Origin of the sequence: Streptomyces sp. ACA25 (genome assembly GCF_028200735.1) — a bacterium.
Taxonomy (GTDB): domain Bacteria; phylum Actinomycetota; class Actinomycetes; order Streptomycetales; family Streptomycetaceae; genus Streptomyces.
On sequence record NZ_JAQKPV010000005.1, the window covers coordinates 198159 to 223063 of the forward strand.

Here is a 24905-nt window from a genome sequence, read left to right on the forward strand (position 1 = left end):
CGGCGTGCCCCTCACAGGGCTGGCGGCGACGCTCGCGCTGCAGCACAGCAGCGGGCCCGGCCGGTTGCTCGGGGAGCGGCCGGCCGGACCCGGGTGCGGGCACGGGGAGGGGTTACCCCTCTCCGGCGGGGACGGGGAAGCGGTCCCAGACGCGGTGCCGGGCGAGGAGGCCGGTGACGCTGTCGAGGACGGGTTCGGCCCGGTCGCCGAGGACGACACCGGGGGCGCCGTCCGGGCAGCCGGCCGCCGTCAGTACGGCGTGCGCGTCGGACCAGCCGCCGAGGGGCTTGGCGTGCCGGTACGCCTCGCCGACCATCAGCAGCACCCGCGGGTCGGCGGCCGGGCCGGTGGCGTCCCCGGTCCCGGCCTTGGCGTCCCGGGAGCCGTAGGCGTCGGGGGCCGCGGCGGGCGCGCCGGCCAGCAGCAGCGCGTCGAACTCCACCGAGCGGGCGTTGGCGAAGGTGCGCTGCACGGTCACCGGGTCGGTGCCGTCGCCGCCGAGCTTCCCGCCGGCCGGAGCGACGACCAGCGGCACCATGCCGCCCTCCATGACGGCGTCCCGTACCGCCCGGACGCTGCCGAGGTCGCTGCTGTCGTCGGCGATGATGCCGATGACCCGGCCGGTGACCGGCCAGTCCCGGCCCAGCTGGGAGAGGGCGGGGCTCGGCTCCGGGTCGGGCAGCGGACCGGACGGTTCGGGGGCGGGCAGGCCCAGCCCTTCGGCGACCCTTGAGCAGAGCACCGGGTCGATGTCGGCCAGCACCCGCAGCGCGCGTTCCTTGATCGTGTTCTCGTAGCACTTGCTGAGCTCGAAGGTGTAGGCGGCGATGATGTGCTCGCGTTCCACCGGCGTCATGCTCAGCCAGAAGAGCCGGGGCTGGCTGGTGTGGTCGGCGAACGAGGCAGGGGCCTCCCGCACCTTGCGGCTCTCCGCGATCGGCACCGGTACCTCGACGAACGCCGCGTTGTCCGCGCCGGCGGTGAACGGGCATCCGCCGTCGAGGGAGTTGGGGCGGTAGGGCGCCACGCCGGTGTGCACGGCCTGCTGGTGCATGCCGTCGCGCAGCATGTCGTTGACGGGTGCGTGCGGCCGGTTGACCGGGATCTGGGCGAACTTCGGCCCGCCCAGCCGGGTGATCTGGGTGTCGATGTAGGAGAACAGCCGGGCCGCGAGCAGCGGGTCGTCGGTGACGTCGATGCCGGGCACCACGTGGCCCGCGTGGAAGGCGACCTGCTCGGTCTCGGCGAAGAAGTTCGACGGGTTGCGGTTGAGCGTCATCCGGCCGATCGGCTGCACCGGGGCCAGCTCCTCGGGAACGATCTTGGTGGGGTCCAGCAGGTCGATGCCGTGGAAGGTCTGCTCGGGGGTGTCCGGGAAGGTCTGGATGCCCAGCTCCCACTCCGGGTACGCCCCGGCCTCGATGGCGTCGGCCAGGTCCCGGCGGTGGAAGTCCGGGTCCACGCCGTTGGTCAGCTGCGCCTCCTCCCACACCAGGGAGTGCACGCCGGCCCGCGGTTTCCAGTGGAACTTCACCAGGGTGGTGTCGCCCTCGGAGTTGATCATCCGGAAGGTGTGGACGCCGAAGCCCTCCATCATCCGGTAGGACCGGGCGATCCCCCGGTCGGACATGTTCCACAGGGTGTGGAAGGTCGCCTCGGTGTGCAGCGAGACGAAGTCCCAGAAGGTGTCGTGCGCGCTCTGCGCCTGGGGGATCTCCCGGTCCGGGTGCGGCTTCCCGGCGTGGATGATGTCGGGGAACTTGATGCCGTCCTGGATGAAGAACACCGGCATGTTGTTGCCGACCAGGTCGTAGACACCCTCGCTGGTGTAGAACTTGGTCGCGAACCCGCGGGTGTCGCGCACGGTGTCGGCGGAACCCCGGGACCCGAGCACGGTGGAGAACCGCACGAAGACCGGGGTCTCCTCGTCCTCCCGGAGGAACGCGGCCTTGCACACGCCGGCCGCGGTGCCGTAGCCGCGGAAGACGCCGTGGGCGCCGGCGCCCCGGGCGTGCACCACCCGCTCGGGGATCCGCTCGTGGTCGAAGTGGGTGATTTTCTCCCGCAGGTGATGGTCCTGCAGCAGTACCGGGCCCCGGGGGCCCGCCTTGAGTGAGTGGTCGGTGTCCGGTCGGCGCACGCCCTGCGCGTCGGTGAGGTACGCGCCGCTCTGCGCCCGCGCGGTGCGGTCCGCTCCGGTGTGCCGCCCGGTGGGGGAGTACGGCTCGGGTGCGCTCTGGTCGGGCTTGGGCGGCAGCGGCTCGCGCGGCTCGGTCGGCTCCTCCAGCGCCGGGGGCTCGCTGCCGGGGCGGCCGGGGATGTCCTGCTGTTCTGGGCGGTCTGTCACGGTCTGTCTCCCGGGAGGGTGCGGTGTCAGGTTATGCAGTGACCCCGCGACAGCGCTCCCAAACTAGGCCAAATGCTCCCGGAACTTCCGGCGTGTCTTCAGCCGGGGTGCGGAGCGGCTGAGTCCCGAAGGGCTCACCGGTGCCGGTTCCGGAGCCGGCTCCCGTACCGGAGGGCGTCGGCGATCGTGGCCTCTGCCTCCGACAGGGCCGAGGCGCCCCCGGTGAGGGCCCAGAGGGTGTTCTGCAGCACCCGGCCGAGAGTCCAGGCCGCCGCCCGCTCCCGGTCCAGGCCGAGCACCTCGGTCATCAGGTCGAAGCGGCGCCGGACCGCCCGTCGCGGGTCCCCGTGGGCGGTGAGCTCGGCGAAGCGGTTCCGCAGGGCGGGCAGCAGCTCGAAACCGGGATCGCCGACGAGCGGCTTGGGGTCGATGACCAGCCACCGCTCCCGACAGGCGGCCGGCAGCGGGGCGAGCACGTTGCCGTAGTGCAGGTCCCAGTGCAGCAGTTGGCCGCCGGGCTCGGCCGACACCTCCCTGACCGCCGCCGCACAGTCCAGGAGAAGGGCCCGGTGCCGGGCGCCGGCGAGACGGGGGAGCGCGCCGGGAGTCTCCCGGAGCATCCGGGCGGTGAGGTCTCCGAGGCGCCGCAGCCCGGGCGGCGGGGGGACGGTCACCAGCCGGGCCAGCAGTCCGGCGAGCAGCAGGGTGGCCTCGGTGACGTCGGGCACATCCTCCAGCGAGCGGTCGGCGTCCAGACGCTCGAGCAGCAGCGCCCCGGAGTCCGGGTCCTCGGCGAGGAGGCGCACCGCACCGTCGCCGCCCCAGGCCCGAAGCGCCGCCGGCTCGCCCCGCGTCTCCTCATCCACCGGCTGGAGCTTCAGCACCGCGGCGGTGCCGTCGGCCCGGTGAACGGGCAGGACCAGCGCCACGGCCCCGCAGCGCACGGGCCCCGCGCGGCGCAGCTCCCACCGCTCCAGCAGGCCGGCGGCCAGCACCGGCAGGGCTGCCGTCCAGGCCCGCCCGGCGTCACCGAAGTGCGCGGCGTGGGAGGCGGCGAGACGTTCCGGGATCTCGATCGGCACCCGTCCATGGTGCCCCGCCGTCCATGGTGCCCCGCCGTCCGCGGTGCCCTGTCCCCCTCGCGGTTCCGGGAGGGAACAGGGCGGCCCCGGTCTCTCTAGTGCCGTGTCACTGCGGGCCCAGGGTGCCGACGCCGGGCAGCGGCTTGAAGTCGTCCCACCACTCGGCGCTCTCGTCGTACGCGGCGAAGAACGGCCGGCCGACCAGCTCCGGGTCCCTGGCCTGGAGGAAGCTCAGCACGAAGGCCTTCTCCCCGCCGGCCTCGGCGATCCCGTGCACGTGCACCTTGCCCGGAGCCGCGGACATCACCGGGCCGCGGGCGGTGCGGCCGAGGCCCGACAGGCCCCGCACGGCCGCGCGGTAGATCTCCAGGGCACGGACGACGGGCACCCCGAAGTAGGACTGCGCCCCGGTGTCCCGCTCCATGAACATGTAGTAAGGGGACATGCCCATCTCGACCTGACGCTGCCACATCCGTGACCAGTCCCCCGGGGCGTCGTTGATGTGCGCGATGAGCGGCGCCTGGGTCCGGATGACGGCGCCGGTGGACCGGATGCGCGAGACGGCCTTGCGCACCTCGTCGGTCTCGAGTTCGTTCGGGTGCGAGAAGTGCGCCATCACCGCGACGTGTTTCCCGGCTGCGATGGCCTCCTCGAACAGCCGCAGCAGGTCGTCGGCGTCCGGGTCGCTGGTGAAGCGCTGCGGCCAGTAGGACAGGGCCTTGGTGCCGAAGCGCAGTGTGCGGACCGTGTCGCGCTCACGTGTCAGCAGAGGATCGGTCCAGCGGCGCAGCACCTCGGTCTTCATGATCATCGGGTCGCCGCCGGTGAACAGGACGTCGGTGATCTCCGGGTGCTCGGCCAGGTACTTCTCCATGGCCTCGGGGCCGCGTATCGCCTGCCGCAGCTCCGATATGCCGACGAACTGCGCCCAGCGGAAGCAGTAACCGCAGTACGAGTGGCAGGTCTGCCCCTGCGAGGGGAAGACGAGCATCGTCTCGGCGTACTTGTGCTGCAGGCCCTCCACCCGGCGGCCGTCCACCAGCGGCACGTTGGACGCCAGTTGGTCACCGGGGTGCGGGTTGAGCGAGGTCTGTATCTCCTGCGCCGCGGCCTTGATCTCCTTGCGGTCCGCTCCGGAGTCGAGGAGCGTGGCCATCCGCTGGTAGGCATGCGGGGGCAGCATGTCGCGGTGCGGGAAGGTGAGCCGGAAGATCGGGTCGTCGGGGGCGGCCGACCAGTCGATCAGCTCGTCGGCGACGTACTCGTTGACCTTGAAGGGCAACACGCTGCTGACGACCCGAAGGTCTCGCAGGTAATCGTCGGGCATGCCTCGGTCGGCTGCCAATCGGGCGAGACGCTCGCTGGAGTAGATCTTCATCTGTGCTCTGGTGGTCCTCTCCTCCGCGGGGCGGACGAATGGGTGGCCGATTTTCACCGGCCAGCATCACACACCGACGCCGTCAGGAGAGGACCCGCGACGACGGGGAAAGCCTGCGACGGTCCTTGCGCCGCATGTCCGCGCCCCCGCTGCCCACCGGGCAGAGGCCGTGCCCCGGGCGCTTCCGCGGCCGGTCAGGGCTTCCGCGGTGCGGGCGGAACCGTCCGGATTTCGCTACCGGACGGGCCGGATGCGGTGGCCTCCGGCCGCCCCGCACGGCGTGCCCCGCCGCCCGGTCCTGCCGCCCGGGTGCCGGGTACCGGCGCAGGGTGCCGGCCGTCCGCTGCGCGGCTCAGCTGTCGGCGAGCTCCGCGGTGCCGGTGATGCGGTGCAGCGGGTAGGTGCGGACCTCGTCCGCCGTGTGATCGAAGGCGGTGACGAAGCCGCCCTCCACCCGGACCGGTGCCAGCACCCGCTGGCCCGCCACCCCGTCGGCGCCGACGTAGCCGATCCACACCAGCGCACCGCTGCGGGCCGCGGACGTCAGGGTCGTCAGGGTGTCCGCCGCGGAGGTACGCGGCAGGCCGCCGTGGCGGCCCTCGGATTCGGGGACCCGGACCGCCGGGCGCGGGGCGGCCCCTGCCGCGTGGTCTCCCGCCCGGATGGCACGGACCGCCGCCGCCAGCAGCGGCCCGTCGGCAGCGGGCGGGCTGTCCGGCACCGGCTCCGGCGCGCTGCGCGGTGGGGTGCGGCGGACCGCGCGGCTCGCCGTCAGCACGGTGCCGTCCCCTGCTTCGGCGGCCGGCGCGAGCCCCAGCTCCCGCAGCCGTTCCAGCAGCACCTCCGGTACCGTTCCGGAGACCAGCACCGTGGGCGCGATCCGGCGCAGCCGCAGGGACTCCGACCGCCGGTCGGCGAGCAGCTGGTCCAGCAGCGCGGTGTCGTCGCAGCGCAGGTAGCTGCTCACCGCCCCGACCCGGAGCAGGCCGTGCCGCCGGGCCACGTCGTCCACCAGGTAACTCAGCGGCTGGGGCACCGGGGTGCGGGAGTGCTTGGCGAGGAAGGTGTGCAGCTCGGCCGCAGACCAGCCGGCGTCCAGGGCCCGGCGGACGGAGCCGGGCGTGAAGCGGAAGACGGTCGCGCCACCCTTGGACTCCACCTCGGCCGCGACCGCCAGCGTCCGGCCCAGCTCCGGTTGCAGCGGACCGGGCGCGACGGCGGTCAGGTCGGCCTGCAGCAGGATGTGGTCCAGGGGCTCCGGCAGCAGCGGCCGGAGGAGGTCGGCCGCGGACACCCGGGCCGCGCCGCGGTCCACCGCGCTCCCGGTCTCCAGCAGTGGCCGGACGAAGCCGGTCAGCGCCCCGCGTCCGGTGACCCCCAGCCGTTCCGCTTCGGTGAGCACCGCCCCGCCCAGGGTGGCCCGGAGCTCGTCCGGCATCCGGCGCGGCTGCTCCCAGCGCAGGTGCTCCAGCACGCCCGTGGGGTCCGGGGCACTGCCCTCGTCCAGCCCGGCCAGCAGCCGCAGGGCGCGCCGCCGCAGCTCAGCGGCGGGCCCGCGGTCCAGCCCCGGGCCGAGCGCGGCCAGCGCCCGCCCACGGCTGTCCCGCCCGCCGACCAGTCCCGGGACCCGGGTGCCGGCGAGCCAGGCGGCGGCCAGCAGGACCCAGCGGTCCTCCGGTGGCTGCCGGAGCCACTCGTCGTATGCCGGGGTCGGGGCGTACCGCGCGTCGGTCTCGCCGTCGGCGGCCACCAGCCCGGCCGCGTAGGCCAGCTCGATCCAGAACACGGTCTCCGGCTCCGGCACCTCCAGCGCGGCGGCCGTCCGCCGCAGCTCCCGCACGCCCAGGCCGCCGGCCCGCAGCACGGGCGGCGCGTCGGTCTCCCAGCCGGTCAGCAGTTCCTCCATCAGGCTCAGGGCGGTGAACGCCTGCCCGCCGCCCGCCGCGTCGGCCGTGCCGGGCTCGAACCGGGCGTGCACCGGAACAACCGGTGCGGAGGGCCGCAGCTCCCGGTGTGCGCGGCCGCCCCGCAGGTGCAGCGCCACCTCCCGGGGCAGGACGACCGTCCCCGGCGCGGTCGGCACCAGCAGCCCGCGGTCGATCAGCCAGCGCAGGTGCGGTCCGGGACGGGCGGAGACCTCCCCGTACGGCGGTCCCCACCGGAGCCGGTCCAGGGCTGCGCGGGCCTGCTCGGGAGCTGTTTCGAGCAGGGCGGTCATCCGGGCGGGCTCGGTGAACAGCCGGTGGAGTGCGGCGAGTGCGGTCACCGGGTCGTGGGTGGCGGGCAGTCCGGCCGTGGTGAGCAGCTGCTGCATCCGGCTCGGTGGGAGACCGCTGGTGGCCTCGGCGAGGCTGGGGCCCAGCCCGGTGGCGCTGGGCCGGCCGGCCGCCGGGGCGAGCAACTCCTGTGCGGTGCGGACCAGCCGCAGCCCGTCGTCGCCGCCCCACAGCAGGGCCCGGGTGCGGAGGGTGGCCAGTGCGCGGGGGAGTTCCTCCTCCCCGCCGGGCAGCAGCTCCGCGAGGGCCGAACGGGTGCAGGGCTGCGGGGCCACGGCGAGGGCTTCGGCGGTCTGCAGGGCGAAGGTGTCGAGCCGTTCGAGGGCACGCAGCACGGACGTCCGGGTTCCGGCCCGGGTGGCGAGCTGCGACAGGTCGCCGGGCAGTGGGGACAGCAGGTCCGGCCGGGCCCGCAGCAGGGCGGAGAGCACGCTGTCGTCGGCGGACCGCAGTGCGTCGGCGAGGGTGCGGGGGTTCCGGCTGTCCTCACTGGTCATCCGCACCACGGTACCCCTCCGGCGCCGCTGACCACCGGACCGCGCGGGCCGGTGGTCAGCGGCGCGCGGTGTGGCAGGAGAGTGCGCAGGTCCGGGCGAGGGGGGAGTGTGCAGGACCGGGCGAACGGGGCGCGCCACCGTGGCAGGCGGGTTAGGGTCGCGCGCATGACCGAGACCAGGTACACGATCCGGGGGGCGACGGCCGAGGACGCCGAGTTCCTGACGGACATGCTCGTCGAGGCCGTGAACTGGTCCGCCGCCCGGGAGCCGGTGGGGCGGCGGCGGATCCTCACGGAGCACGAGCTGGCGCACTACGTGACGGGCTGGCCGCGGCCCGGCGACCTCGGTGCGGTGGCGGTCGGACCGGACGGCCGGCCGGTCGGGGCAGGCTGGCTGCGCCGGTTCGACGCGCAGGACCCCGGCTACGGTTTCGTCGCTCCGGATGTGCCGGAGGTGTCCCTGGGAGTCGTCGCCGACTGGCGCGGCCGGGGGGTCGGGCGGGCGCTGCTGCGGGAGCTGGCCCGGCGGGCCGCGGAGGCGGGGATCAGCAGGCTCTCCCTGAGCGTGGAGCGCGCCAACCGGGCGGTGCGGCTGTACGAGGACGAGGGGTTCGCCCGGGTGGAGTCGGGCCCGGACGCCGACACCATGGTGAAGGAGCTCCGGTGACCGGGGCGACGGCGTCTCCGGCGGGTGCGGGGAGGCCGGGCGGTCCGGTGCGGGGAGCGGAGGGACGGGTGCGCGGCGGTGTCACCTGCCGGGCCGGCGTGCTGCTCGCCGCGGTGCTGCTGCTGTCCTCCTGCGCCGGGGGCGCTGGAGCAGGCGAAGGCGGCGGGGGCGGTGGGCCGGGTGGCGCAGGGGGCGCACTGACGGAGCTGAGCGGGGAGGAGATCCTGGAGCGGGCGGAGGCAGCGTTGCTGGAGGTGTCCTCCGTGCGCACCTCCGCGACGGGCACCGGGGGCCTGGACGCCCGGTTGGAGCTGCGGGTGGACGCCGAGGGCAACTGCGCCGGCCACGTGAGCCGGGCGGGCATGGGGCGGGTGGACATCATCCTGCGGCACGCGGGCGACGCGGCCGGTGAGGTGTGGCTGAAGCCGGACGCGACCGCCTGGGGTTCCGGCGGCAGCCCCGACGCTGCCGAGACGTACGCGGACCGGTACCTGCACGCGGCGGCGGACCGGCCGGAGGTGGCGGAGTTCGTCGATCTGTGCCGGATGGACCGGGTGTCCGGCATCGACCAGGACCAGCTGCACTCCGCCGAGCGGGAGTTCTTCCGGGAGGAGGAGACCGTGCACCGCGGGGTACCGGTGGTCCGCGTCCGGATGGAAGCGGTCGCCGAGTCGGCGACGGTGACGACCACGGTGCTGGTCGCGACCGAGGGCGAGCCCTACCCGCTGCACGTGCTCAGCCTCCAGGAGACGGGCGGCATGAGTTTCCGGATGGAGACCGAGTTGACTGACCACAACGAGCCGTTCGACGTGCCGGTGCCCGCTGCCGATCTCACTGTCTCCCTCGAGGAGCTGGCTCCGGGGGAGTTCCCGCTCTGACACCGGGCGCGTGCACCGGCCGCGCGCACCGGGCGGGGACGGGCGCTCGACACCCCGCGCTGTCAGGCGGTGCCGGGGTGCAGCAGGTCGGCGAGGCCGGCGGCGGCGTCGCGGGCCGGGCGGCCGGTGCCGATGAGGGTGGCGGAGGCCGGTCCGGTCCAGTCGCCGTAGCCGTGCAGGTGCAGGCGGGGCTCGTCGCGGGCCCTGGTTCCCTCGGTGGGGATCTGGCCGCGGTGTCCGCGCAGGGCCAGCGGGGAGAGGTGGCTCAGTGCCGGACGGAAGCCGGTGCACCAGATGACGGCATCGGCGCGGCCGGTGGTGCCGTCGGCCCACACCGGGCCGTCCGGCGCCAGTCGGATGAACATCAGCTCGGCCTTGAGCAGCCCGGAGTCGCGGGCTTCGCGGACGGCGGGTGTGACGACGACGTCCCCGAGGGCGGCGACCCCGCCGGTGTCCGGGTCGCCGCGTTCCAGGGCGCGCCGCCGGGCGGTGGCGGTGTCGAACAGCACACGGCCGTCGACGTCGTCGGGCAGGAAGCGGGGCGGGTTCTTCGTCGCCCAGGTGACCTGGGTGTGGCCGAGGAGGTCGGCGGCGATCTGGGCGGCGGAGTTGCCGCCGCCGACGACCACCACCCGCTGCCGGGCGAACTCCCCGGGGTGGCGGTAGCCGGTGGTGTGCAGCTGCCGGCCGCGGAAGCTGCCCATGCCGGGTACGGAGGGCAGGAAGGGCCGCCACCAGGTGCCGGTGGCGCTCACCACCGCCCCCGCGCGCCATGTCCCCGTGTCGGTGGCGATCCGCAGCAGGCGGCCCTCGTCGTGCACGCCGTGCACCCGGACGGGCCGGTGCACGGGGAGACCGTAGCGCTCCTCGTACTCCGCCAGGTACCGCACGACGTGTGGCGCGTCGGGGTAGGTTTCGCCCGGCTGGGCGGGCATCGGACGGCCGGGCAGCGAGGAGTGGGCGGCGGGGGAGAACAGCCGCAGCGAGTCCCACATGTGCCGCCAGGCTCCGCCCGGCCGGTCCTGGGCGTCCAGGATGACGAAGTCCAGGCCCAGGCGGCGCAGGTGGTAGCCGGCGGCGAGCCCGGCCTGGCCGCCGCCGATCACCACCACGTCCGCCGACCGGCTCCGGGAGCTCACCGGTCGGCCGGGTCCGGCCCGGTGGTGACCTGCCGGTCGGGGCCGAACTTCCGCCGCCAGGCCAGTGACACGTACACCAGGGCGACGAGTACCGGCACCTCGATCAGCGGCCCGACCACCCCGGACAGGGCTTGTCCGGAGGTGACGCCGAACGCGCCGATGGCGACGGCGATGGCCAGCTCGAAATTGTTGCCGGCCGCGGTGAAGGCCAGCGTGGTGGTGCGGTCGTAGGCGAGGCCGAGGGCCTTGCCGAGAGCGAAGGTGCCGAACCACATGAGGACGAAGTACACCAGCAGCGGGAGCGCGATACGGGCCACGTCGAACGGCCGGCTGGTGATCGTGTCGCCCTGCAGGGCGAACAGGATCACGATGGTGAACAGCAGTCCGTACAGCGCCCAGGGGCCGATCCTCGGCAGGAACTTCTCCTCGTACGCCGCCCGGCCCATCGAGCGTTCGCCGTAGTACCGGGTGAGGAATCCGGCCAGCAGGGGGATGCCGAGGAAGATGACGACGTTGAAGGCGATCTTCATCATCGACACGTCCAGGTCCTGGCCGTCACCGAGGCCCAGCCAGCCCGGCAGCAGGTCGAGGTAGAACCAGCCGAGCAGGCCGAACGCGAAGACCTGGAACACGGAGTTCAGGGCGACGAGAACGGCGGCGGCCTCGCGGTCCCCGCAGGCCAGGTCGTTCCAGATGATCACCATGGCGATGCAGCGGGCGAGTCCGACGATGATCAGCCCGGTGCGGTACTCCGGCAGGTCGGCGAGGAAGATCCAGGCCAGCGCGAACATCACGGCGGGTCCGGCGATCCAGTTGATGGCCAGGGAGGCGAGGAGCAGCTTCCGGTCGGAGGTGACCGTGTCCAGCCGGTTGTAGCGGACCTTGGCGAGCACCGGATACATCATGATCAGCAGGCCGAGGGCGATCGGCAGCGAAATGCCGCCCAGCTCGACGGCGGCCAGGGCGCCGTCGAGGCCGGGGATCAGCCGGCCGAGGCCGAGGCCGAGCACCATGGCGGCCATGATCCACAGCGCCAGGAACCGGTCGAGTGTGGAGAGCTTCCCGATGACCCCGGGGTCCGCCGGTCGCCGCGCCTCGTCGGGTGCGGGAGCTGTGCTGGTCACGGGCAGGCCCTTTTCCGGTCGGTGGCGAGTGTGGTGCGGGAGGTGGCGGCCAGGGCGGCGAAGGAGCCGGCGAGCAGCTCCAGTACGTCGGGACGGAGCCGGTAGTAGGTGAACCGGCCGCACGGCTCGGTGTCCACCACGCCGGCGTCCCGCAGCACCCGCAGGTGGTTGGAGAGGTTGGTCTGCCGGGCCCCGGTCCGGTCGACCAGGTGGGTGGTGCACAGGGTCTCGTGGGCGAGCAGGTGCACGATCCGGAGCCTGAGCGGATCGGCCAGCACCCGCAACAGATCAGTCTCGGCTGACGTCAGCATGGGCTGATACTGTCACATCAGTCGGGCCTGATGCCAACCCGGGGTGGGCATGGTGCGCCGCGCGCCCCACCGGCCCCCCCGTCCGGCCCGGCACGCCCCGCCGCACCCGGATCACGCTTTCGCCGAGACCTCAAGGACGCCGATGACCTCCACTCCCGCCGCCCCCGCCGCCTCCGTGCTGTTCGTCTGCGTCCACAACGCCGGACGCTCTCAGATGGCCGCCGGCTTCCTCAGCCACCTCGCCGGGGACCGGGTCGAGGTCCGGTCGGCCGGCTCCGTCCCCGCCGAACAGGTCAACCCCGCCGCGGTCGAGGCGATGAAGGAAGCGGGCATCGACATCTCGGCTCAGCGGCCCAAGGTGCTGACCCCCGAGGCGGTCCGGGCCTCCGACTACGTGATCACCATGGGTTGCGGCGACGCCTGCCCCGTCTTCCCCGGCCGGACGTACCTGGACTGGGCCCTGGAGGACCCGGCCGGTCAGGGCGTCGCGGCCGTCCGCCCGATCCGCGACGAGATCGAACGCCGCATCCGCGCCCTCATCGCCGACTTCGACGCGCGGTAGCGTGCGCGGACGCCTGGTTCGGGCTCCGGCGGCAGGTGTGAGGCGAGCCCCCGCACCGGGAGCCGCCCCTCCGGGACGCGCCCAGGCGTCGCCGCACCGGCCGTGCCCGGGTGGCACGGAATCCTGAGCTGGCTACTTGCTGGTACATCACAGTCACGCCACGTATTCCGGGGTCTTCACGGACGGGACGGTCCGATGCGACAGGGTCCGACCCATGACCTACCCGCCGCAGCCTCCCGAACAGTTCCCGCAACCCCCCGGCCAGGACCCGTCGCAGCCGGGTCCTCCGGCCCCCGCCGCACCGGCAGGACCTCCGCGGACCGGCATGGGCAAGGGGCGGATCGCGCTTGTCCTCGTGGGCGGGATCCTCCTCCTGGGGGGCGTCGGCCACCTTCTCGGGACGGACGAGGAACCACGCCCGCCCGCGTCCGCCGCGGAAGCCTCTCCGGACGACGGCGGGGAACCGGAACCTGCCGAGGCACCCGAGCCGGAACCGGAGCCCGAACCCGAGCCGGAACCCGAGCCGGGGAAGTACGAGCAGACCTGGGGCACTCCCTACGCCGACACCACGTGCGGCCACTACCTCGGAGAGATGTCCCCACCCCAACGCTGGGTCATGGCCGCGGACATGCTGACGGGCGCCAGGAGCCGGGACGGTGGGGACGGCCTTCCGGCCGACGCCTTGGTCGATTCTTTCGAGGCGGACATCATGATCAGCTGCGAGCCGGTGGATTCCATCAAGATCGCGGAAATCGCCACCATGCTGTATGTCATGGACTCCCGCTACCAGCCCTGAACACGGACGGCGCCCGGCTGCCCGGGGCGTGCGGGAACGGGGCCGCCCCGCCGGGATGGGGCGGCCCCGTGAGCGGTCATCCGAAGCGCCCGCTGACGTAGTCCTCGGTGCGCCGCTCGGCCGGGGTGCTGAATATCCTGGCAGTGTCGGCGTACTCCACCAGCTCGCCGCACCGGCCGCCGCCGTTGCCGTCCTCGCCGGGGATGTCGTCACGCACGCTGAAGAACGCCGTCATGTCGGACACCCGGGCCGCCTGCTGCATGTTGTGGGTGACGATCACGATCGTGTACTCGCTCCGCAGCTGCTGGATGAGGTCCTCGATCTTCAGCGTGGCGACCGGGTCGAGCGCCGAGCACGGCTCGTCCATCAGCAGCACCTCGGGGCGCACCGCGATGGCCCGGGCGATGCACAGCCGCTGCTGCTGGCCGCCGGAGAGGGCCAGGCCGCTCTCCTTGAGCTTGTCCTTCACCTCGTCCCACAGCGCCGCCCCGCGCAGCGCCTGCTCGACGATGTCGTCCATGCTGCCCTCCATCCGGAGGGTGCGCGGGCCGAAGGCGACGTTGTCGTAGATGGATTTGGGGAACGGGTTGGGCTTCTGGAACACCATCCCGATGAGCCGGCGCACCTGCACCGGATCGACGTGCGGCCCGTACAGGTCGGTGCCGTGGTACAGCACCTCGCCGTCGATCCGGGCTGCCGGGATCAGGTCGTTCATCCGGTTGAGGCAGCGCAGCAGGGTGCTCTTGCCGCAGCCGGAGGGGCCGATGAGGGCGGTGATGTGCTGCCGGAAGAAGTCCAGCGACACGTCGGCGACCGCCCTGGCCTTCCCGTAGGACACGGAGACCTCCTTCAGTTCGAACACCTTCTCGCGATGCTCGGTCTCCGGGTCCGCCGGCCGCCCGGCCGGGCGCGGTACGGGGTCGCCGGGTACGGGATCACCGGCGGTCCTGCCGGTGCCGGAACCCGGGGGCTGAGTGGGCTGCGGCTGCTGGGTGTGCTGGGGGGGTCGGGTCTTCACGGTCCACCTACCACTTCTGCTCGTACCGGTTGCGGAGCCAGATGGCGAACGAGTTGATGGCGAGCAGCACCACGAGCATGACGAGCACGCCGGCCACCGCCATGACCCGGAACTCCTCCTGGGGCCGGCTCGCGTAGTTGAAGATCTGCACCGGCAGGGCCGAGTAGCCGCCGTCCAGGAACTGCGGGTCGTAGGTCACGAAGGTGACCGCGCCGACCAGCAGCAGCGGCGCGGCCTCGCCGATGGCCCGGGCGACCGCGAGGATCACGCCGGTCAGGATGCCGGGGGTGGCGGCGGGGAGTACGTTGCGCCAGATCGTCTGCCACAGCGTCGCGCCCAGCGCCAGCGAGCCGTTGCGCACCGAGGACGGCACGGCCCGGATCGCCTCCCGGGAGGCGAGGATCACCGTCGGCAGCACCAGCAGCGCCAGCGTCAGCGACCCCGCCGCCGCGACGAACCCGAGCCCGATCGGCCCGCGCACGATGAACGCCAGGCCCAGGATGCCGAAGACGATCGACGGCACCCCGGCCAGGTTCTGGATGTTGAGCTCGATGACCCGGTTGTACCAGCGGTCCCGGTCGGCGAACTCCTCCAGGTAGACCGCCGCGCCCACCCCGATGGGAACGATCAGCGCGATCACGCCGCCGATCAGCCACAGCGTGCCGAGGATCGCCGTCCGGTAGCCGGCCTCGCCCGGGTTGACCGAGGACGGTCCGGCGAAGAACAGGTTGGCGTCGAGCCGGGGAGAGCCCTCGACGAACGCCCACACCAGGATCGCGACGAGCCCGAGCAGCGCGGTGCCCAGACCCAGCAGCAGCAGGGCGAGGAACAGCGCGTTCGCCGCCCGGTGGCTGCGGGACGGCCTGCCGAACACACCCTGGCTCGCCGCGCGTGCCCCGGCCACGGCGAGCCGGGTGCGCTCCGCGGTCCGGGGGGTCTTCTCCTTGGTCGCCATCACTCGTACACCTCACGGAATCGGCGGACCAGCCGGACCGCCAGCAGGTTCATCGCCAGCGTCATCAGGAACAGCAGGGTGCCGACGGCGAAGATCGTGTCGTAGACGACCGTGCCGGTGGCGATGTCTCCGGTGGCGGTGCCGCCGATGTAGGCGGTCATGGTCTGCGCCGACCTGGCCAGATCGAAGGAGAGGTTGGGGTTGCCCGCGCCGGCGGCGATCAGCACGACCATCGTCTCGCCGATCGCGCGCGAGGCGGCGAGCACCACCGCGGCGACGATGCCGGAGATCGCGGCGGGGAAGACGACCTTGACCGAGACCCGCATCTTGCCCGCCCCCAGCGCGTAGGCGCCCTCGCGCAGGCCGCCGGGGACCGACCGCATGGCGTCCTCGGACACCGAGGCGACCAGCGGCACGATGAGCAGGCCCACGGCCACGCCGGCGACCCCGATGGAGAACTGGCCCCGCCAGTTCATGAACGGGAACAGGTCCTCGGCCAGTGGACGCAGGAAGGCGATCGCGAACAGACCGATCGCAACGGTCGGGATGCCTTCCAGCACCTCCAGCATGGGCTTGATGACCTTCCGGACCCGCCGTGGCGCGTACTCGGAGAGGTAGACCGCCGACAGCAGCCCGATCGGGATCGCCACCAGCAGGGCGATGACGACGACGATGAGCGTGCCGACGACGATCGGCAGCACCCCGAAGGACGCGTTGGCGAAACCGGGCGACCACTGGGTTCCGGTCAGGAACTCCCTGACCGACACCTCGCGGAAGAAGCTGAAGGTCGGGATCACCAGGGAGACGACGATCGCGGTGGTGACCGCGATGGAGAGGGCCGCGCACAAGGCAAGGAACGCCTTGACCGCCTTCTCGCCGTGACGTGGGCGCGCGGCCCCCAGCGGCCGGCGCGGGTCGCCCGCGCCGGCCTCGGGGGACACGCTGCCACTGTGCACTGAGGGCATGGCTGCGTGTCCTGTTCGCTCGAGGGGTCAGCTGCCGGAGGTGAGGCTCTCGACCTTGGCGTGGCCCTCGTCGATCTGCTCCTGGGTCATGGGCACGAAGGTCGCGGTCTCGGCGATCTGTGCCGAGTTCTCCAGCCAGAAGGTGAGGAACTCCACCGTGGCGTCCTGCTCGAGCGCCTTGTCGCTGGCGTAGGTGTACAGCGGGCGGCCGAGCGGGCTGTACGAGCCGTCCTGCACGTTCTCCAGGGTCCCGTCGACGCAGCCCTCGCCGCCGTCGATCTGCAGCGCCTTGATGGAGTCACCGGCGGCCTGGATGTAGGAGTAGGGGATGTACCCCATGGCGGCCCAGTCGCCCTCGACACCCACCACGGCGGCGTGGTCGTCCTCGCCGATGTCGGTGTAGTCGGTGCGGATGCGGCCCTCCTCACCGTTGATGGCCTCGGTGAAGAAGTCGAAGGTGCCGGAGTCGGTGCCCGGCCCGTACAGGGTGATCTCCTCGGACGCGAAATCGTCCGGGAGGTCCAGGCCGTCCACGTCGCCCCAGTTGCTGACCGCGGAGCCCTCGTCCCAGATCTGGTTGGCCTGCTCCACGCTCAGGCATTCCAGCGGGGACTCATTGTTGACCACCAGGGAAAGGGCGTCGTTGGAGACCTGGATGTTGTCGTAGGCGATGCCGTTCGCCTCGCACAGCTCGATCTCGGAGTCCTTGATGGCCCGGGAGGCGTTGTTCATGTCGTTCTCGCCGAGGCAGAACTTCTCGAAGCCGCCGCTGGTACCGGAGATGGCAACATCCACCCGGACCTCGGGGTTGGCCTCCATGAACATCTCGGCCGCCACCTCCGCGAGCGGGCCGACCGTGCTGGAGCCGTCGGCGCGTATGGTGCCCGACAGGTTGCCGTCCCCGTCGCCGGTGCTGCTGCCGGTGCCGGTCCCGCTGCCGGACTCGTCGGCGTTGCTGTCGTCGCTGCCGCATGCGGTGGTGAGGGCCAGGGCGGACACCGCGACGATCGCGGCGGTCTTGGTGCGCCAGTTGCGCATGGCCATTGCTCCTTTTGAACGCCGGCCGACAGCCGGCAGTTGGTGACTTGACTGCGTCACTCAGGAAGCTACGAGGGCGCGGCGAAGCAACGAGGGCCAGAAGGTGAACAGCAGGACAGGTTCCGCGGAACCCGGAGTTTCACAAAAAGAGTGCGAATCGTTAAGGGAGAACAGGGTCGCGGCGCGGCGGGAACCGACGGCCGGAACACCGGTGGGCCCGGCGGGAGATCCCGCCGGGCCCACCGGTCCGGCCCCCGGGTGTGCCCTGTCCCGGAAGCCCGCTCAACTGCCGGGCGGCACCAGCCGGTAGCCCACCCCGCGCACCGTCTGGATGATCTCCGGGTGGTGCGGGTCGTCACCGAGCCGCTCCCGCAGCCGGCGGATGTGAACGGTGATGGTGTTGGAGCGGCTCGCCCCGTCACCCCACAGCTCCGCACGGATGTGCTCCCGGGTGATGACCTTCTCCGCGTGCACCATCATCAGGTGGAGCAGCTGGAACTCCCGCAACGGAAGCCGCGCGGTGGGCATCCCGTGCATCCGCACCTCGTAGGTGCTGGGATCGAGCGTCAGCGGGCCGCAGACCAGCGGCTGGTCCCAGCTCCGGACACCCCGGTCGGCAAGACTCAGCAACTGCGCGACCTCACGCGGCCGGTACGGCCGCGCGACGCAGGCACTGGCCCCGGCCGCGAGCGCCGGCGCCACCTGCGCGGTGTCCTCCGGCCCCACCCCGAGGACCACCGGCACCGACAGCCGGTGCCGCACCAGCCGCAGCACCGTCGTCCCGTCGAGCACCGGCAAGTCCGCCGACACCAGCAGGACATCGGGCTGCCGCAGGCCGGCTTCCAGCAGCGCCACCGCGCCGTCGGCACAATGCACCACCGTGACCTGGTACTTCGCCAGCTGAGCGGTCAGGCCCTGCCGGATGCGGGCGTCCGCCTCCGCGAGCAGCACCACCGGGTGGGCACCGAGCGGGATGCGCACCGCGGGAGGGAGGGCCGGTTCCACCGCATCGGACACCGCTTCATCCGAAACGGCCGGAGATGTAGTCCTCGGTGCGCCGGTCCGCTGGACTGCTGAAAATCCTGTCGGTTGTGTCGTACTCAACCAGGCGCCCATGGCGCTCTCCCTCGCTGTCGGTATCCGCAGTGAAGAACGCGGTGCGGTCGGAGACCCGGGCGGCCTGCTGCATGTTGTGCGTGACGATCACGAGGGTGAACTCGTCGGCCAGCTTCGCCATCAGGTCCTCGATCCTGGCCGTCGCCACCGGGTCGAGCGCCGAGCACGGCTCGTCCATCAGCAGCACATCGGGCCGTACCGCGATGGCCCGGGCGATGCACAGCCGCTGCTGCTGACCCCCGGACAGAGCGAACCCGCTGCTCCTCAGTTTGTCCTTGACCTCGTCCCACAGCGCCGCGCCGGTGAGCGCCTCCTCGACCCGGTCATCGAGCTCGGTCCGGCTCCGCCGGCCCTCCACCCGCAGCCCGTAAGCCACGTTCTCGTAGATCGACTTGGGGAAGGGGTTCGGCTTCTGGAACACCATGCCGATCCGGCGCCGCACCTCGATCGCGTCCACTCCAGGCGCGTACAGGTCCTGCCCGTAGTAGCTGACCGTGCCGCTGACCCGCGCACCCGGCACCAGATCGTTCATCCGGTTCAGGCTGCGCAGCACCGTGGACTTGCCGCAGCCGGAAGGCCCGATCAGGGCCGTGACCTCCCGCTCCCCGATCGCCAGCGACACGTCGCGGACGGCCCGGTGCGCACCGTAGGAGACGTTCAGCGAGTCGACGCCGAACACGACGGGCGCCTCGGCGGCGGCCGGCGCTCCGCCGTCCGCGGTGACGGCCGCCTTGCGGGCGTCCATGGAAAGGGACAGGTCTACCGCCATCGTCAGGCTCCCCGGGGGCGAGTGGGTGGGCGTCCGGCAGGGACGTTCACCATGTAACGGGCTGTGGGTAGCGCATGGCATGGCGTTCGGTGAACCGGTGATGAACAACGGCGTTCCCTCCGGTGCGCTGCCGCTCCCCACCCGGTGCCCGGCCCGACGCCACCTCCGCCGTGGGGCTTCTGCCCGTAACCCTGCAGCGCGGGCCGGTGACTCAGTACCATGCGGAGCTGTGGGGATCAGAGGCGAACAGCTCGTACTGGACTATCTGAGCAAGGTCGGTGACCTGGCCCATACCACCAGCATGTCCTCGGCCGAACGCAACGCCCTGGTGGGGCAGTTGCGTGAGGAGATCGGCCGTCAGCGAGCCTCCTTGAGCCGGGAGGAGCGCGACGCCGACGTCAAGCGCATCCTCAAGAACATGGGCCGGCCGGAGGAGGTCGTCGCGGCTGCGGGCGGCGGCGCCGACACCCCGGCGCCACCGGTGCCCCGGCCGGTGACCGGCTCCCGGCCCGCGGACGGTGCCCGCCCGGAGACCCCGGACGGGCCCACGGGCGGCGGCCCGGGACCCGGGACCGACGCGGACCGCATGGCCGCGGCCGGCGCCCGGGCCGACATGCTGCTGTCCGAGGAGGAAGCGGAACGCCCGCGCTACGCCCCGCCACCCGTGCAGATCTGGCAGGACGGGCAGATCGGCGGCTTCCGCGGCGGCATCGAGATCCCCGAGATGCTGCGCCCTCCCACCCACCCGGAGAAGCCCGCCCCCCGCCCTCCCGGCCCGCTCGACGACCTGGACACCGAGAAGGACCCGGAGGACGCCGACGCTCCGGGCGCCGTCCCTGGCTCCAAGGGCAGGAAGCGCCTGTGGCGCCGGATCCGCAAACGGCCCAAGGGCGGCAAGCACGTCGGCGGCCCGATCGAGCTGCTCGCCGCGCTGCTGCTGGTCGCCGGCACCGTGCTGGGCTCCCTGCTCGTCCTGGCCGGCGGCTGGCTGCTCGCCTTCTGGTCCCCGCGCCTCAGCCGCCGGGAAGCCCAGTGGGGCACGTTCGGCATGCCGGCCCTCGTCGTCGGTGGCTACGTGACCTGGATCCTCGGCCGGATGAACGACTACTGGGGTGAGCCGATCGAGGCCGAGAACGCCCTCGCCGACGCGCTCGTCGACCAGTACCCGCTGCTGCTGCGTCTCGCCGCCCTCGCCAGCGCGCTGTTCCTCTTCTGGCGTGCCCGCCGCCCCGCCCCCTGAGGAGCCCGCGGCCCGGTACCTTGCTGCACACCGCCGCACGTGCCTCTCCTGCCCCCCGTCGGTCTCCCGCCCGGGTCGGACAGGCCCTAGTCCGAGAGCAGGCCGAGGGTGAGGCGGGGGCAGCCCAGCCGGGAGGTCAGGTCGGAGACGGCGACCCGCAGGTAGGGGTGGACGGCGTGCTGGGCGGTCGTCTGCCCGAACGCCACCATGTTCTCCTCGGTGATGCAGCCCTCCGGCTCGTGCTCCGCGGGGAACTCGAACAGGGCGCCGATGTTCACCTTGAGCTCCAGGGCGTCCACCTCGTTCTTGCCCTTGACCAGGAAGTCGTGCTCGAACTGGCAGGTGATGTTCCGCCCGTCCCGGCCGACTCCCAGCCGGGTGTTGACGGCCTCGATCTCCCGCAGCTCCTCGGCCGCCTCCACATCCAGGATCGCCGCGTGAAGCAGGAAGGTGCGGATGTCGAGCAGCCGGGCCAGGCCCGTCACCGGGGCGGCGAGCGCCCGCATCCGCTCCGCCTCGGAGGTTCCGGAAGTCATGCCCGTCCGATCAGGAGTCCGACGCGGTGCCGAGCGGCACGCGTGAGGTGGGCTGCCCCGTGGTGTGCCAGGACTTCACCCATGCCTGGGCAACCTCCGGCGAACTTCCGCAGGACGTCCGGAACACCTGGCCGGGAGCGACGATGTCCCGGAACTCCATGGTGACGTGCTGTTCCAGCGGCACGGAGCGCCAGCGGAGAATCCAGCTGTCGACGATCGTCATCTCGTCGCGGCTGAGCCCGTACTCCGGATCACCGGCGCCCGGCACCTGGGTGCGCAGCCACTCATTGACCACCGGCCACTCCCAGATCCGCTTTCCGTGCGGCGCGCCCGCGGGGGTGGGGAACGGGGCGCCCCGGTGCCGCTCGCCGTGGATCAGCTGGCGGACGTTCTCCCGGGACCGGCCGATGCGGCGGGCGATCTCCGAGGCGTCCACCAGGTCCCGGTCGGTGCGGATCACCTTGATGCCCAGGTGCTTGTCGAGCTCGCCGGCGGTGTGCTTCGCGGCCATGACGCCGTTCTCGTGGCCGTCGGCGTAGACGGCGATCAGCAGCCTCCCGAAGGATTCCGCGACCAGGCCGTCGAAGTGCGCGTAGAAGGTGTCTGTCAGAGCGGGCAGGTCCTGCGGCGGCTCAGCCTCGAACTTCAGTGCGTAGGTCTTCACCGTCGCCCCCACTCAGCTCCCCGATGCAGCCCGATGCCTCTGTTGACACATGTCAACAGTACGGTACCCGCTCCGTGTGCCGTCAAGTCGGAAGTCATTCGCGGGTGCGCTTGATGCTGCGGGGGTCGCCGTCGGGGAGTGGGCAGGTCCGGGCCTCGCGCCGCAGGTCACGGGCGTGCCGTTCCGCGATCCGCGGGGTGCCCGCGACGGTGATCCGGTGGCAGCCCTCGTCGCAGGTGAGCAGACCCCAGTGGCCCCCCTTGCGGAGCGACCAGCCGCCGTTCGCGGTGATCGACTCCAGGGCCTCACGCACCGCTTTGTCCCGGTGGCTGCGCGGCAGTAGTTCGTCCCCCACCCCGGCCCCCCAGATGGTGCATGCGATCGGTTGCAGGCAGTGACCTTCCCTGAGGCTACACCGCCCGCACCGCACACCGACCCCGTGGCCGGGAAGAGCCTCCGGGAGGGCGCCGAGGGGTGGAGCGGGGCACGCTCCAGCCGTGACATGTGCCCCGTGGCGGGGTTCGCGCTCCCGTGGTGGCGACGCCGACGAGGGCTTGCGGTGGGGTCTGCGGGTGGGGGTGCGGGTCGAGGTGGCGAACGTTTTTGGACATGGCCGCAGTGTTCCCGGGGCCACCACGCGCTGCCTCAGCAGGATCGTGCTGCCCGTCAGTCACCCCCGACGCTCCCCTTCGCCGCCTTTCCGCACAAAGCGCACGCAGTGAAACGCAGGTGAATGTCCGGAAACACGTTCTAGTAAATGCGGCTGACCGGGTGAAGACTTCATGCTTGGCAGGGACATGACCGTCTCTGTGGCGCAGTCCCCCCATGCCCCCACAGGGGCCGGACGATTCTTCGGAGGACATGAGTGACAGCCACGCGTACCACCACACGCAGTCGCCTGACGCGACGCCTGCAGACCCTCGCAGCGGTCGCGGGACTCGGGGCCATGATGGCCTTCTTCGCCCCGAACGCCGCCGCCGCGGATTCCGCGCAGACGTTCAGCGCCACCCAGCTCGAGGCGGCTGACAGCGCGGTTCTCGACGCCGGCGTCGCCGGTACGGCCTGGAACATCGACGACAAGACCGGCAAGGTCGTCGTCCTGGCCGACGAGCGGGTGACCAAGGCCGACATAGCCAAGATCAAGCGCAGCGCGGGAGCGCTGGCCGGCGCGATCACGGTCGAGAACGTGGAAGGCACCTTCGAGCCGTACATGCGGGGCGGTGACGCGATCTACTCCGACCGCGGTTCGCGCTGCTCGCTCGGCTTCAACGTCCGGGTCGGCACCACCTGGGGCTTCCTCACCGCCGGACACTGCACCAGCGGCACCTCGCGCTGGCACAACGGCAGCAGCTGGATCGGTGACACCTGGCACACCTACTGGGCGGGCCGGGACCACGGCCTCGTTCGGTACAACCCCCAGGTGCAGCACCCCGGCGCCATCAACACCGGTCAGCGCATCACCTCGGTGGGCAACGCGTACGTCGGGCAGCGCATCTGCCGCACCGGCAGCACCACCGGAACCCGCTGCGGTAACGTCACCGCTCTCAACCAGAGCGTCAACTACGGCAGTGGCCTCGTGGTCCACGGCATGATCCGCACCAACGCGTGCGCCGAGCCCGGCGACAGCGGCGGGCCGATGTACGCCGGTTCGATCGGCCTGGGCATGACCTCGGGCGGCAGCGGCAACTGCTCCATCGGCGGCACCACCTTCTTCGAGCCGCTTCCGCGGGCGATGAGCTACTACGGAGCGACGCTCAACCCCTGACGCTCCGGCGTTGACGCTCCACGGTTCCCGCCCCGGATCTCCGGGGCGGGAACACCCCGTCCACGGGCAGGAGCGGCGCCGGGTCAGGCGTCGCTCAACTCGTCCCGGCGGACCTGAGAACGAGCGCGGTCCACAGGACTGGGACAACGCGTGGACAACCCCCCTGGTGTGCGCAACCCGGCCACTGCGAAGCACATGGCTGTCCGGTGGTCGTCGCAGGTGCCGATGACGGCGGCCCGCGGGGTGCCGCCGGTGATGTGCAGGGCGTCGGGCAACTCCTCCACCGCGATGCCCATCTTGCGCAGCTCGGTGGTGACGGCAGCGATGCGGTCGCACTCCTTGACCCGCAGGCAGGCGAGTGGCAGCCGCCCGGGAGCGTTTCCCAGGCCGGCACACCGTGCCAACAAGGGAGTGCGCGCCGCCGGCGCGGCGGCAAGCGCCTTGATGAGATATCCACGCAACTGAGGGATCTTGGTATTCGGGTCCATCGCTGTCAGGATGAATACATGTCTGAGCAATCGACTGCCGTCGATGTCACTCCCTGCTGCCCCTCGCTGACTCAGCGCGAGTTGACGGTTGGCGAGGCCGAGTCGATGGCAGCCATGTTCAAGGCGCTCGGCGACCCGGTGAGGCTGCGCCTGTTCTCAAAAATAGCTTCCCACCCCGACGGTGAGGCGTGCGTGTGTGAGATCGCCGACGTCGGGGTGTCTCAGCCGACGGTCAGCCACCACTTGAAGAAGCTCCGCGAAGCCGGGCTGCTCACCGCAGACCGCCGCGGCACCTGGATCTACTACCGGGTGACTCCCTCGGCGCTGGCGGCCATGGCCGGCATACTCGACGCTTCCGGCTGAGGCCCCCTCTCCGGTAACGAGGGCGAGTGCTCCCTCGGGGGCACGGACGGCGGGCCGGGGCATCCCCGGCCCGCGCTCAGGTCAGAGGCCGGAGTCGCCCCAAGCGGTGACGGTGATTTCGTCGCCGACGGACAGCTTGCCGGTCCGGGTGACGGCGAACTTCGCCCCGAACGCGACGCCGCCCGCCGCGGCCCGGCGGTATCCGGCCAGGGTGCGCAGCGGCTCGGGGCCGCTCCGGGTGCCGGACCTCTGGTCGATGGTCGTCACCGCGCAACGGATGGCGATCTTGGAGTAGCCGAGCTCGGTGTCACCGATGGTCATCCGGCGCACGCGGTCCTCGGTGTGCGGCTCGGCCCAGCCGGAGACGACGATGTTCGGACGGAAGCGGTCCACCGGCAGCGGTCCGGAACCCCCTTCGGCGATTCGCTCGTTCAGCCCGGCGAGGGAGGCGAGCGAAGCGACCAGCACGGCGCAGCTGTCGGCGTAGCCGACAGTCCCGGGCGTCAGGCCGCCGCTCACCCGCTCGTGTTCCGGCGGTACGCGCATCAGCCTGCTGGGCGCGCCGAGCACGTCCGACAGCCAGGCGGCTGCCTGCTCGCCCTGGTCCACGCCCCGGTACTGCTTCTTGAACAGCTCCACCTCCCGCCGGGGTGCGGAGGTGTCCACCTGGAGGGTGACCGCCCCGGTGCCTGGCGCGGCCAGCGTGAGCTGCTCGCCGTCGGCGCTGACCTCCGGGCGGATCCTGGCCATCAGCGGGTCCTGACGCTGGCTCCGGAAGACCCCGTTCTCGCCGACCACCATGAAGCTGCGGTCGTGCGCGAGCCCCGCCGGTGTCAGGACGGCGTCGCGTACGGCGGTACCGGCACATCCCTTGACCGGGTAGTAGGTCAGTTCAGCAATGGCTGCCATGTGCCGACGATACTTCTTGCCCT

At 72.2% G+C, this 24905-nt stretch carries 24 protein-coding genes and 1 pseudogene; 7 read left to right on the forward strand and 18 right to left on the reverse strand.

The window, feature by feature from the left end; all coding sequences use genetic code 11:
- Nucleotides 1-112 precede the first annotated feature (112 nt).
- From PJ985_RS10905 to PJ985_RS10920, 4 genes are all read right to left on the reverse strand, one after another.
- The gene (locus tag PJ985_RS10905; RefSeq protein ID WP_271683455.1) at nt 113-2347 is read right to left on the reverse strand and encodes a catalase; all 2235 of its coding nucleotides are present in this window, start codon (nt 2345-2347) and stop codon (nt 113-115) included.
- Nucleotides 2348-2481: 134 nt separating this feature from the next.
- Nucleotides 2482-3429, reverse strand: coding sequence for an aminoglycoside phosphotransferase family protein (locus PJ985_RS10910; protein WP_271683456.1), 948 nt, complete (start codon nt 3427-3429; stop codon nt 2482-2484).
- Between the two features lie 106 nt (nt 3430-3535).
- Nucleotides 3536-4807 carry a KamA family radical SAM protein gene (locus tag PJ985_RS10915; protein WP_271683457.1) on the reverse strand — a complete coding sequence of 424 codons (1272 nt, stop codon included), beginning with the start codon at nt 4805-4807 and terminating at the stop codon, nt 3536-3538.
- A 352-nt stretch (nt 4808-5159) separates the two neighbouring features.
- Complete coding sequence (locus PJ985_RS10920; RefSeq protein WP_271683458.1) at nt 5160-7580, reverse strand: helicase-associated domain-containing protein; 2421 nt, start codon at nt 7578-7580, stop codon at nt 5160-5162.
- Nucleotides 7581-7745: 165 nt separating this feature from the next.
- On the opposite strand from PJ985_RS10920, the gene PJ985_RS10925 reads away from it, so the two are divergent.
- Nucleotides 7746-8246 (forward strand): GNAT family N-acetyltransferase, encoded by a 501-nt coding sequence (locus PJ985_RS10925; protein ID WP_271683459.1) that lies wholly within the window; start codon nt 7746-7748, stop codon nt 8244-8246.
- Entirely contained in the window at nt 8243-9124 is an 882-nt protein-coding gene (locus PJ985_RS10930; protein ID WP_271683460.1) for a hypothetical protein, read from the forward strand. The genes PJ985_RS10925 and PJ985_RS10930 overlap by 4 nt, the downstream gene beginning before the upstream one ends.
- Nucleotides 9125-9186: 62 nt before the next feature.
- Here the strand turns inward: PJ985_RS10930 and PJ985_RS10935 are convergent, their stop codons facing one another.
- From PJ985_RS10935 to PJ985_RS10945, 3 genes are read right to left on the reverse strand one after another with little or no spacing between them, the layout of a single operon-like run.
- The gene (locus tag PJ985_RS10935) at nt 9187-10263 is read right to left on the reverse strand and encodes an ArsO family NAD(P)H-dependent flavin-containing monooxygenase (RefSeq protein WP_271683461.1); all 1077 of its coding nucleotides are present in this window, start codon (nt 10261-10263) and stop codon (nt 9187-9189) included.
- The gene (gene arsB / locus PJ985_RS10940; RefSeq protein WP_271683462.1) at nt 10260-11387 is read right to left on the reverse strand and encodes an ACR3 family arsenite efflux transporter; all 1128 of its coding nucleotides are present in this window, start codon (nt 11385-11387) and stop codon (nt 10260-10262) included. The genes PJ985_RS10935 and arsB overlap by 4 nt, the downstream gene beginning before the upstream one ends.
- Nucleotides 11384-11698, reverse strand: a complete 315-nt coding sequence (locus tag PJ985_RS10945; RefSeq protein ID WP_271683463.1) for an ArsR/SmtB family transcription factor — start codon at nt 11696-11698, stop codon at nt 11384-11386. The genes arsB and PJ985_RS10945 overlap by 4 nt, the downstream gene beginning before the upstream one ends.
- 142 nt (nt 11699-11840) lie before the next feature.
- On the opposite strand from PJ985_RS10945, the gene PJ985_RS10950 reads away from it, so the two are divergent.
- Entirely contained in the window at nt 11841-12260 is a 420-nt protein-coding gene (locus tag PJ985_RS10950) for an arsenate reductase ArsC (protein ID WP_271683464.1), read from the forward strand.
- Between the two features lie 214 nt (nt 12261-12474).
- Nucleotides 12475-13056, forward strand: coding sequence for a hypothetical protein (locus PJ985_RS10955; protein ID WP_271683465.1), 582 nt, complete (start codon nt 12475-12477; stop codon nt 13054-13056).
- Between the two features lie 76 nt (nt 13057-13132).
- On the opposite strand, the gene pstB (PJ985_RS10960) is transcribed toward PJ985_RS10955, so the two are convergent.
- The 6 genes from pstB (PJ985_RS10960) to pstB (PJ985_RS10985) all read right to left on the reverse strand — a co-directional run bounded on the left by pstB (PJ985_RS10960) (nt 13133) and on the right by pstB (PJ985_RS10985) (nt 18917).
- Nucleotides 13133-13918 carry a phosphate ABC transporter ATP-binding protein PstB gene (gene pstB / locus PJ985_RS10960; protein ID WP_271683550.1) on the reverse strand — a complete coding sequence of 262 codons (786 nt, stop codon included), beginning with the start codon at nt 13916-13918 and terminating at the stop codon, nt 13133-13135.
- A gap of 163 nt (nt 13919-14081) precedes the next feature.
- Nucleotides 14082-15029 carry a phosphate ABC transporter permease PstA gene (gene pstA, locus PJ985_RS10965; RefSeq protein WP_271683466.1) on the reverse strand — a complete coding sequence of 316 codons (948 nt, stop codon included), beginning with the start codon at nt 15027-15029 and terminating at the stop codon, nt 14082-14084.
- Nucleotides 15029-15970, reverse strand: a complete 942-nt coding sequence (gene pstC / locus PJ985_RS10970; RefSeq protein ID WP_271683467.1) for a phosphate ABC transporter permease subunit PstC — start codon at nt 15968-15970, stop codon at nt 15029-15031. The genes pstA and pstC overlap by 1 nt, the downstream gene beginning before the upstream one ends.
- Nucleotides 15971-16021: 51 nt before the next feature.
- Entirely contained in the window at nt 16022-17032 is a 1011-nt protein-coding gene (locus PJ985_RS10975; protein WP_271683468.1) for a PstS family phosphate ABC transporter substrate-binding protein, read from the reverse strand.
- Nucleotides 17033-17314: 282 nt separating this feature from the next.
- Nucleotides 17315-18049, reverse strand: coding sequence for a response regulator transcription factor (locus tag PJ985_RS10980; RefSeq protein WP_271683469.1), 735 nt, complete (start codon nt 18047-18049; stop codon nt 17315-17317).
- 4 nt (nt 18050-18053) lie between these two features.
- The gene (gene pstB / locus PJ985_RS10985) at nt 18054-18917 is read right to left on the reverse strand and encodes a phosphate ABC transporter ATP-binding protein PstB (protein WP_271683470.1); all 864 of its coding nucleotides are present in this window, start codon (nt 18915-18917) and stop codon (nt 18054-18056) included.
- A gap of 229 nt (nt 18918-19146) precedes the next feature.
- On the opposite strand from pstB (PJ985_RS10985), the gene PJ985_RS10990 reads away from it, so the two are divergent.
- The gene (locus PJ985_RS10990; RefSeq protein WP_271683471.1) at nt 19147-20157 is read left to right on the forward strand and encodes a hypothetical protein; all 1011 of its coding nucleotides are present in this window, start codon (nt 19147-19149) and stop codon (nt 20155-20157) included.
- A gap of 86 nt (nt 20158-20243) precedes the next feature.
- On the opposite strand, the gene PJ985_RS10995 is transcribed toward PJ985_RS10990, so the two are convergent.
- The 3 genes from PJ985_RS10995 to PJ985_RS11005 all read right to left on the reverse strand — a co-directional run bounded on the left by PJ985_RS10995 (nt 20244) and on the right by PJ985_RS11005 (nt 21712).
- Nucleotides 20244-20693: a hypothetical protein gene (locus PJ985_RS10995; RefSeq protein WP_271683472.1), complete on the reverse strand. Its 450-nt coding sequence runs from the start codon at nt 20691-20693 to the stop codon at nt 20244-20246.
- 10 nt (nt 20694-20703) lie between these two features.
- Nucleotides 20704-21369 (reverse strand): hypothetical protein, encoded by a 666-nt coding sequence (locus PJ985_RS11000; protein ID WP_271683473.1) that lies wholly within the window; start codon nt 21367-21369, stop codon nt 20704-20706.
- Nucleotides 21370-21451: 82 nt separating this feature from the next.
- Nucleotides 21452-21712 (reverse strand): hypothetical protein, encoded by a 261-nt coding sequence (locus PJ985_RS11005; protein ID WP_271683474.1) that lies wholly within the window; start codon nt 21710-21712, stop codon nt 21452-21454.
- A gap of 510 nt (nt 21713-22222) precedes the next feature.
- Between PJ985_RS11005 and PJ985_RS11010 the strand changes: the two genes are divergently transcribed.
- A complete protein-coding gene (locus PJ985_RS11010; RefSeq protein ID WP_271683475.1) occupies nt 22223-23122 on the forward strand; it encodes a S1 family peptidase in 900 nt (299 codons plus the stop codon).
- 161 nt (nt 23123-23283) lie between these two features.
- Here PJ985_RS11010 and PJ985_RS11015 read toward each other — a convergent pair.
- A pseudogene (locus PJ985_RS11015) lies at nt 23284-23532 on the reverse strand (3-phosphoshikimate 1-carboxyvinyltransferase); the annotation flags it as partial.
- Between the two features lie 96 nt (nt 23533-23628).
- On the opposite strand from PJ985_RS11015, the gene PJ985_RS11020 reads away from it, so the two are divergent.
- A complete protein-coding gene (locus PJ985_RS11020) occupies nt 23629-23973 on the forward strand; it encodes an ArsR/SmtB family transcription factor (RefSeq protein WP_271683476.1) in 345 nt (114 codons plus the stop codon).
- 81 nt (nt 23974-24054) lie between these two features.
- Here PJ985_RS11020 and PJ985_RS11025 read toward each other — a convergent pair whose 3' ends face one another.
- On the reverse strand, nt 24055-24882 hold the full coding sequence (locus PJ985_RS11025) for an MOSC domain-containing protein (protein WP_271683477.1): 828 nt from the start codon (nt 24880-24882) through the stop codon (nt 24055-24057).
- Between the last annotated feature and the right edge of the window lie 23 nt (nt 24883-24905).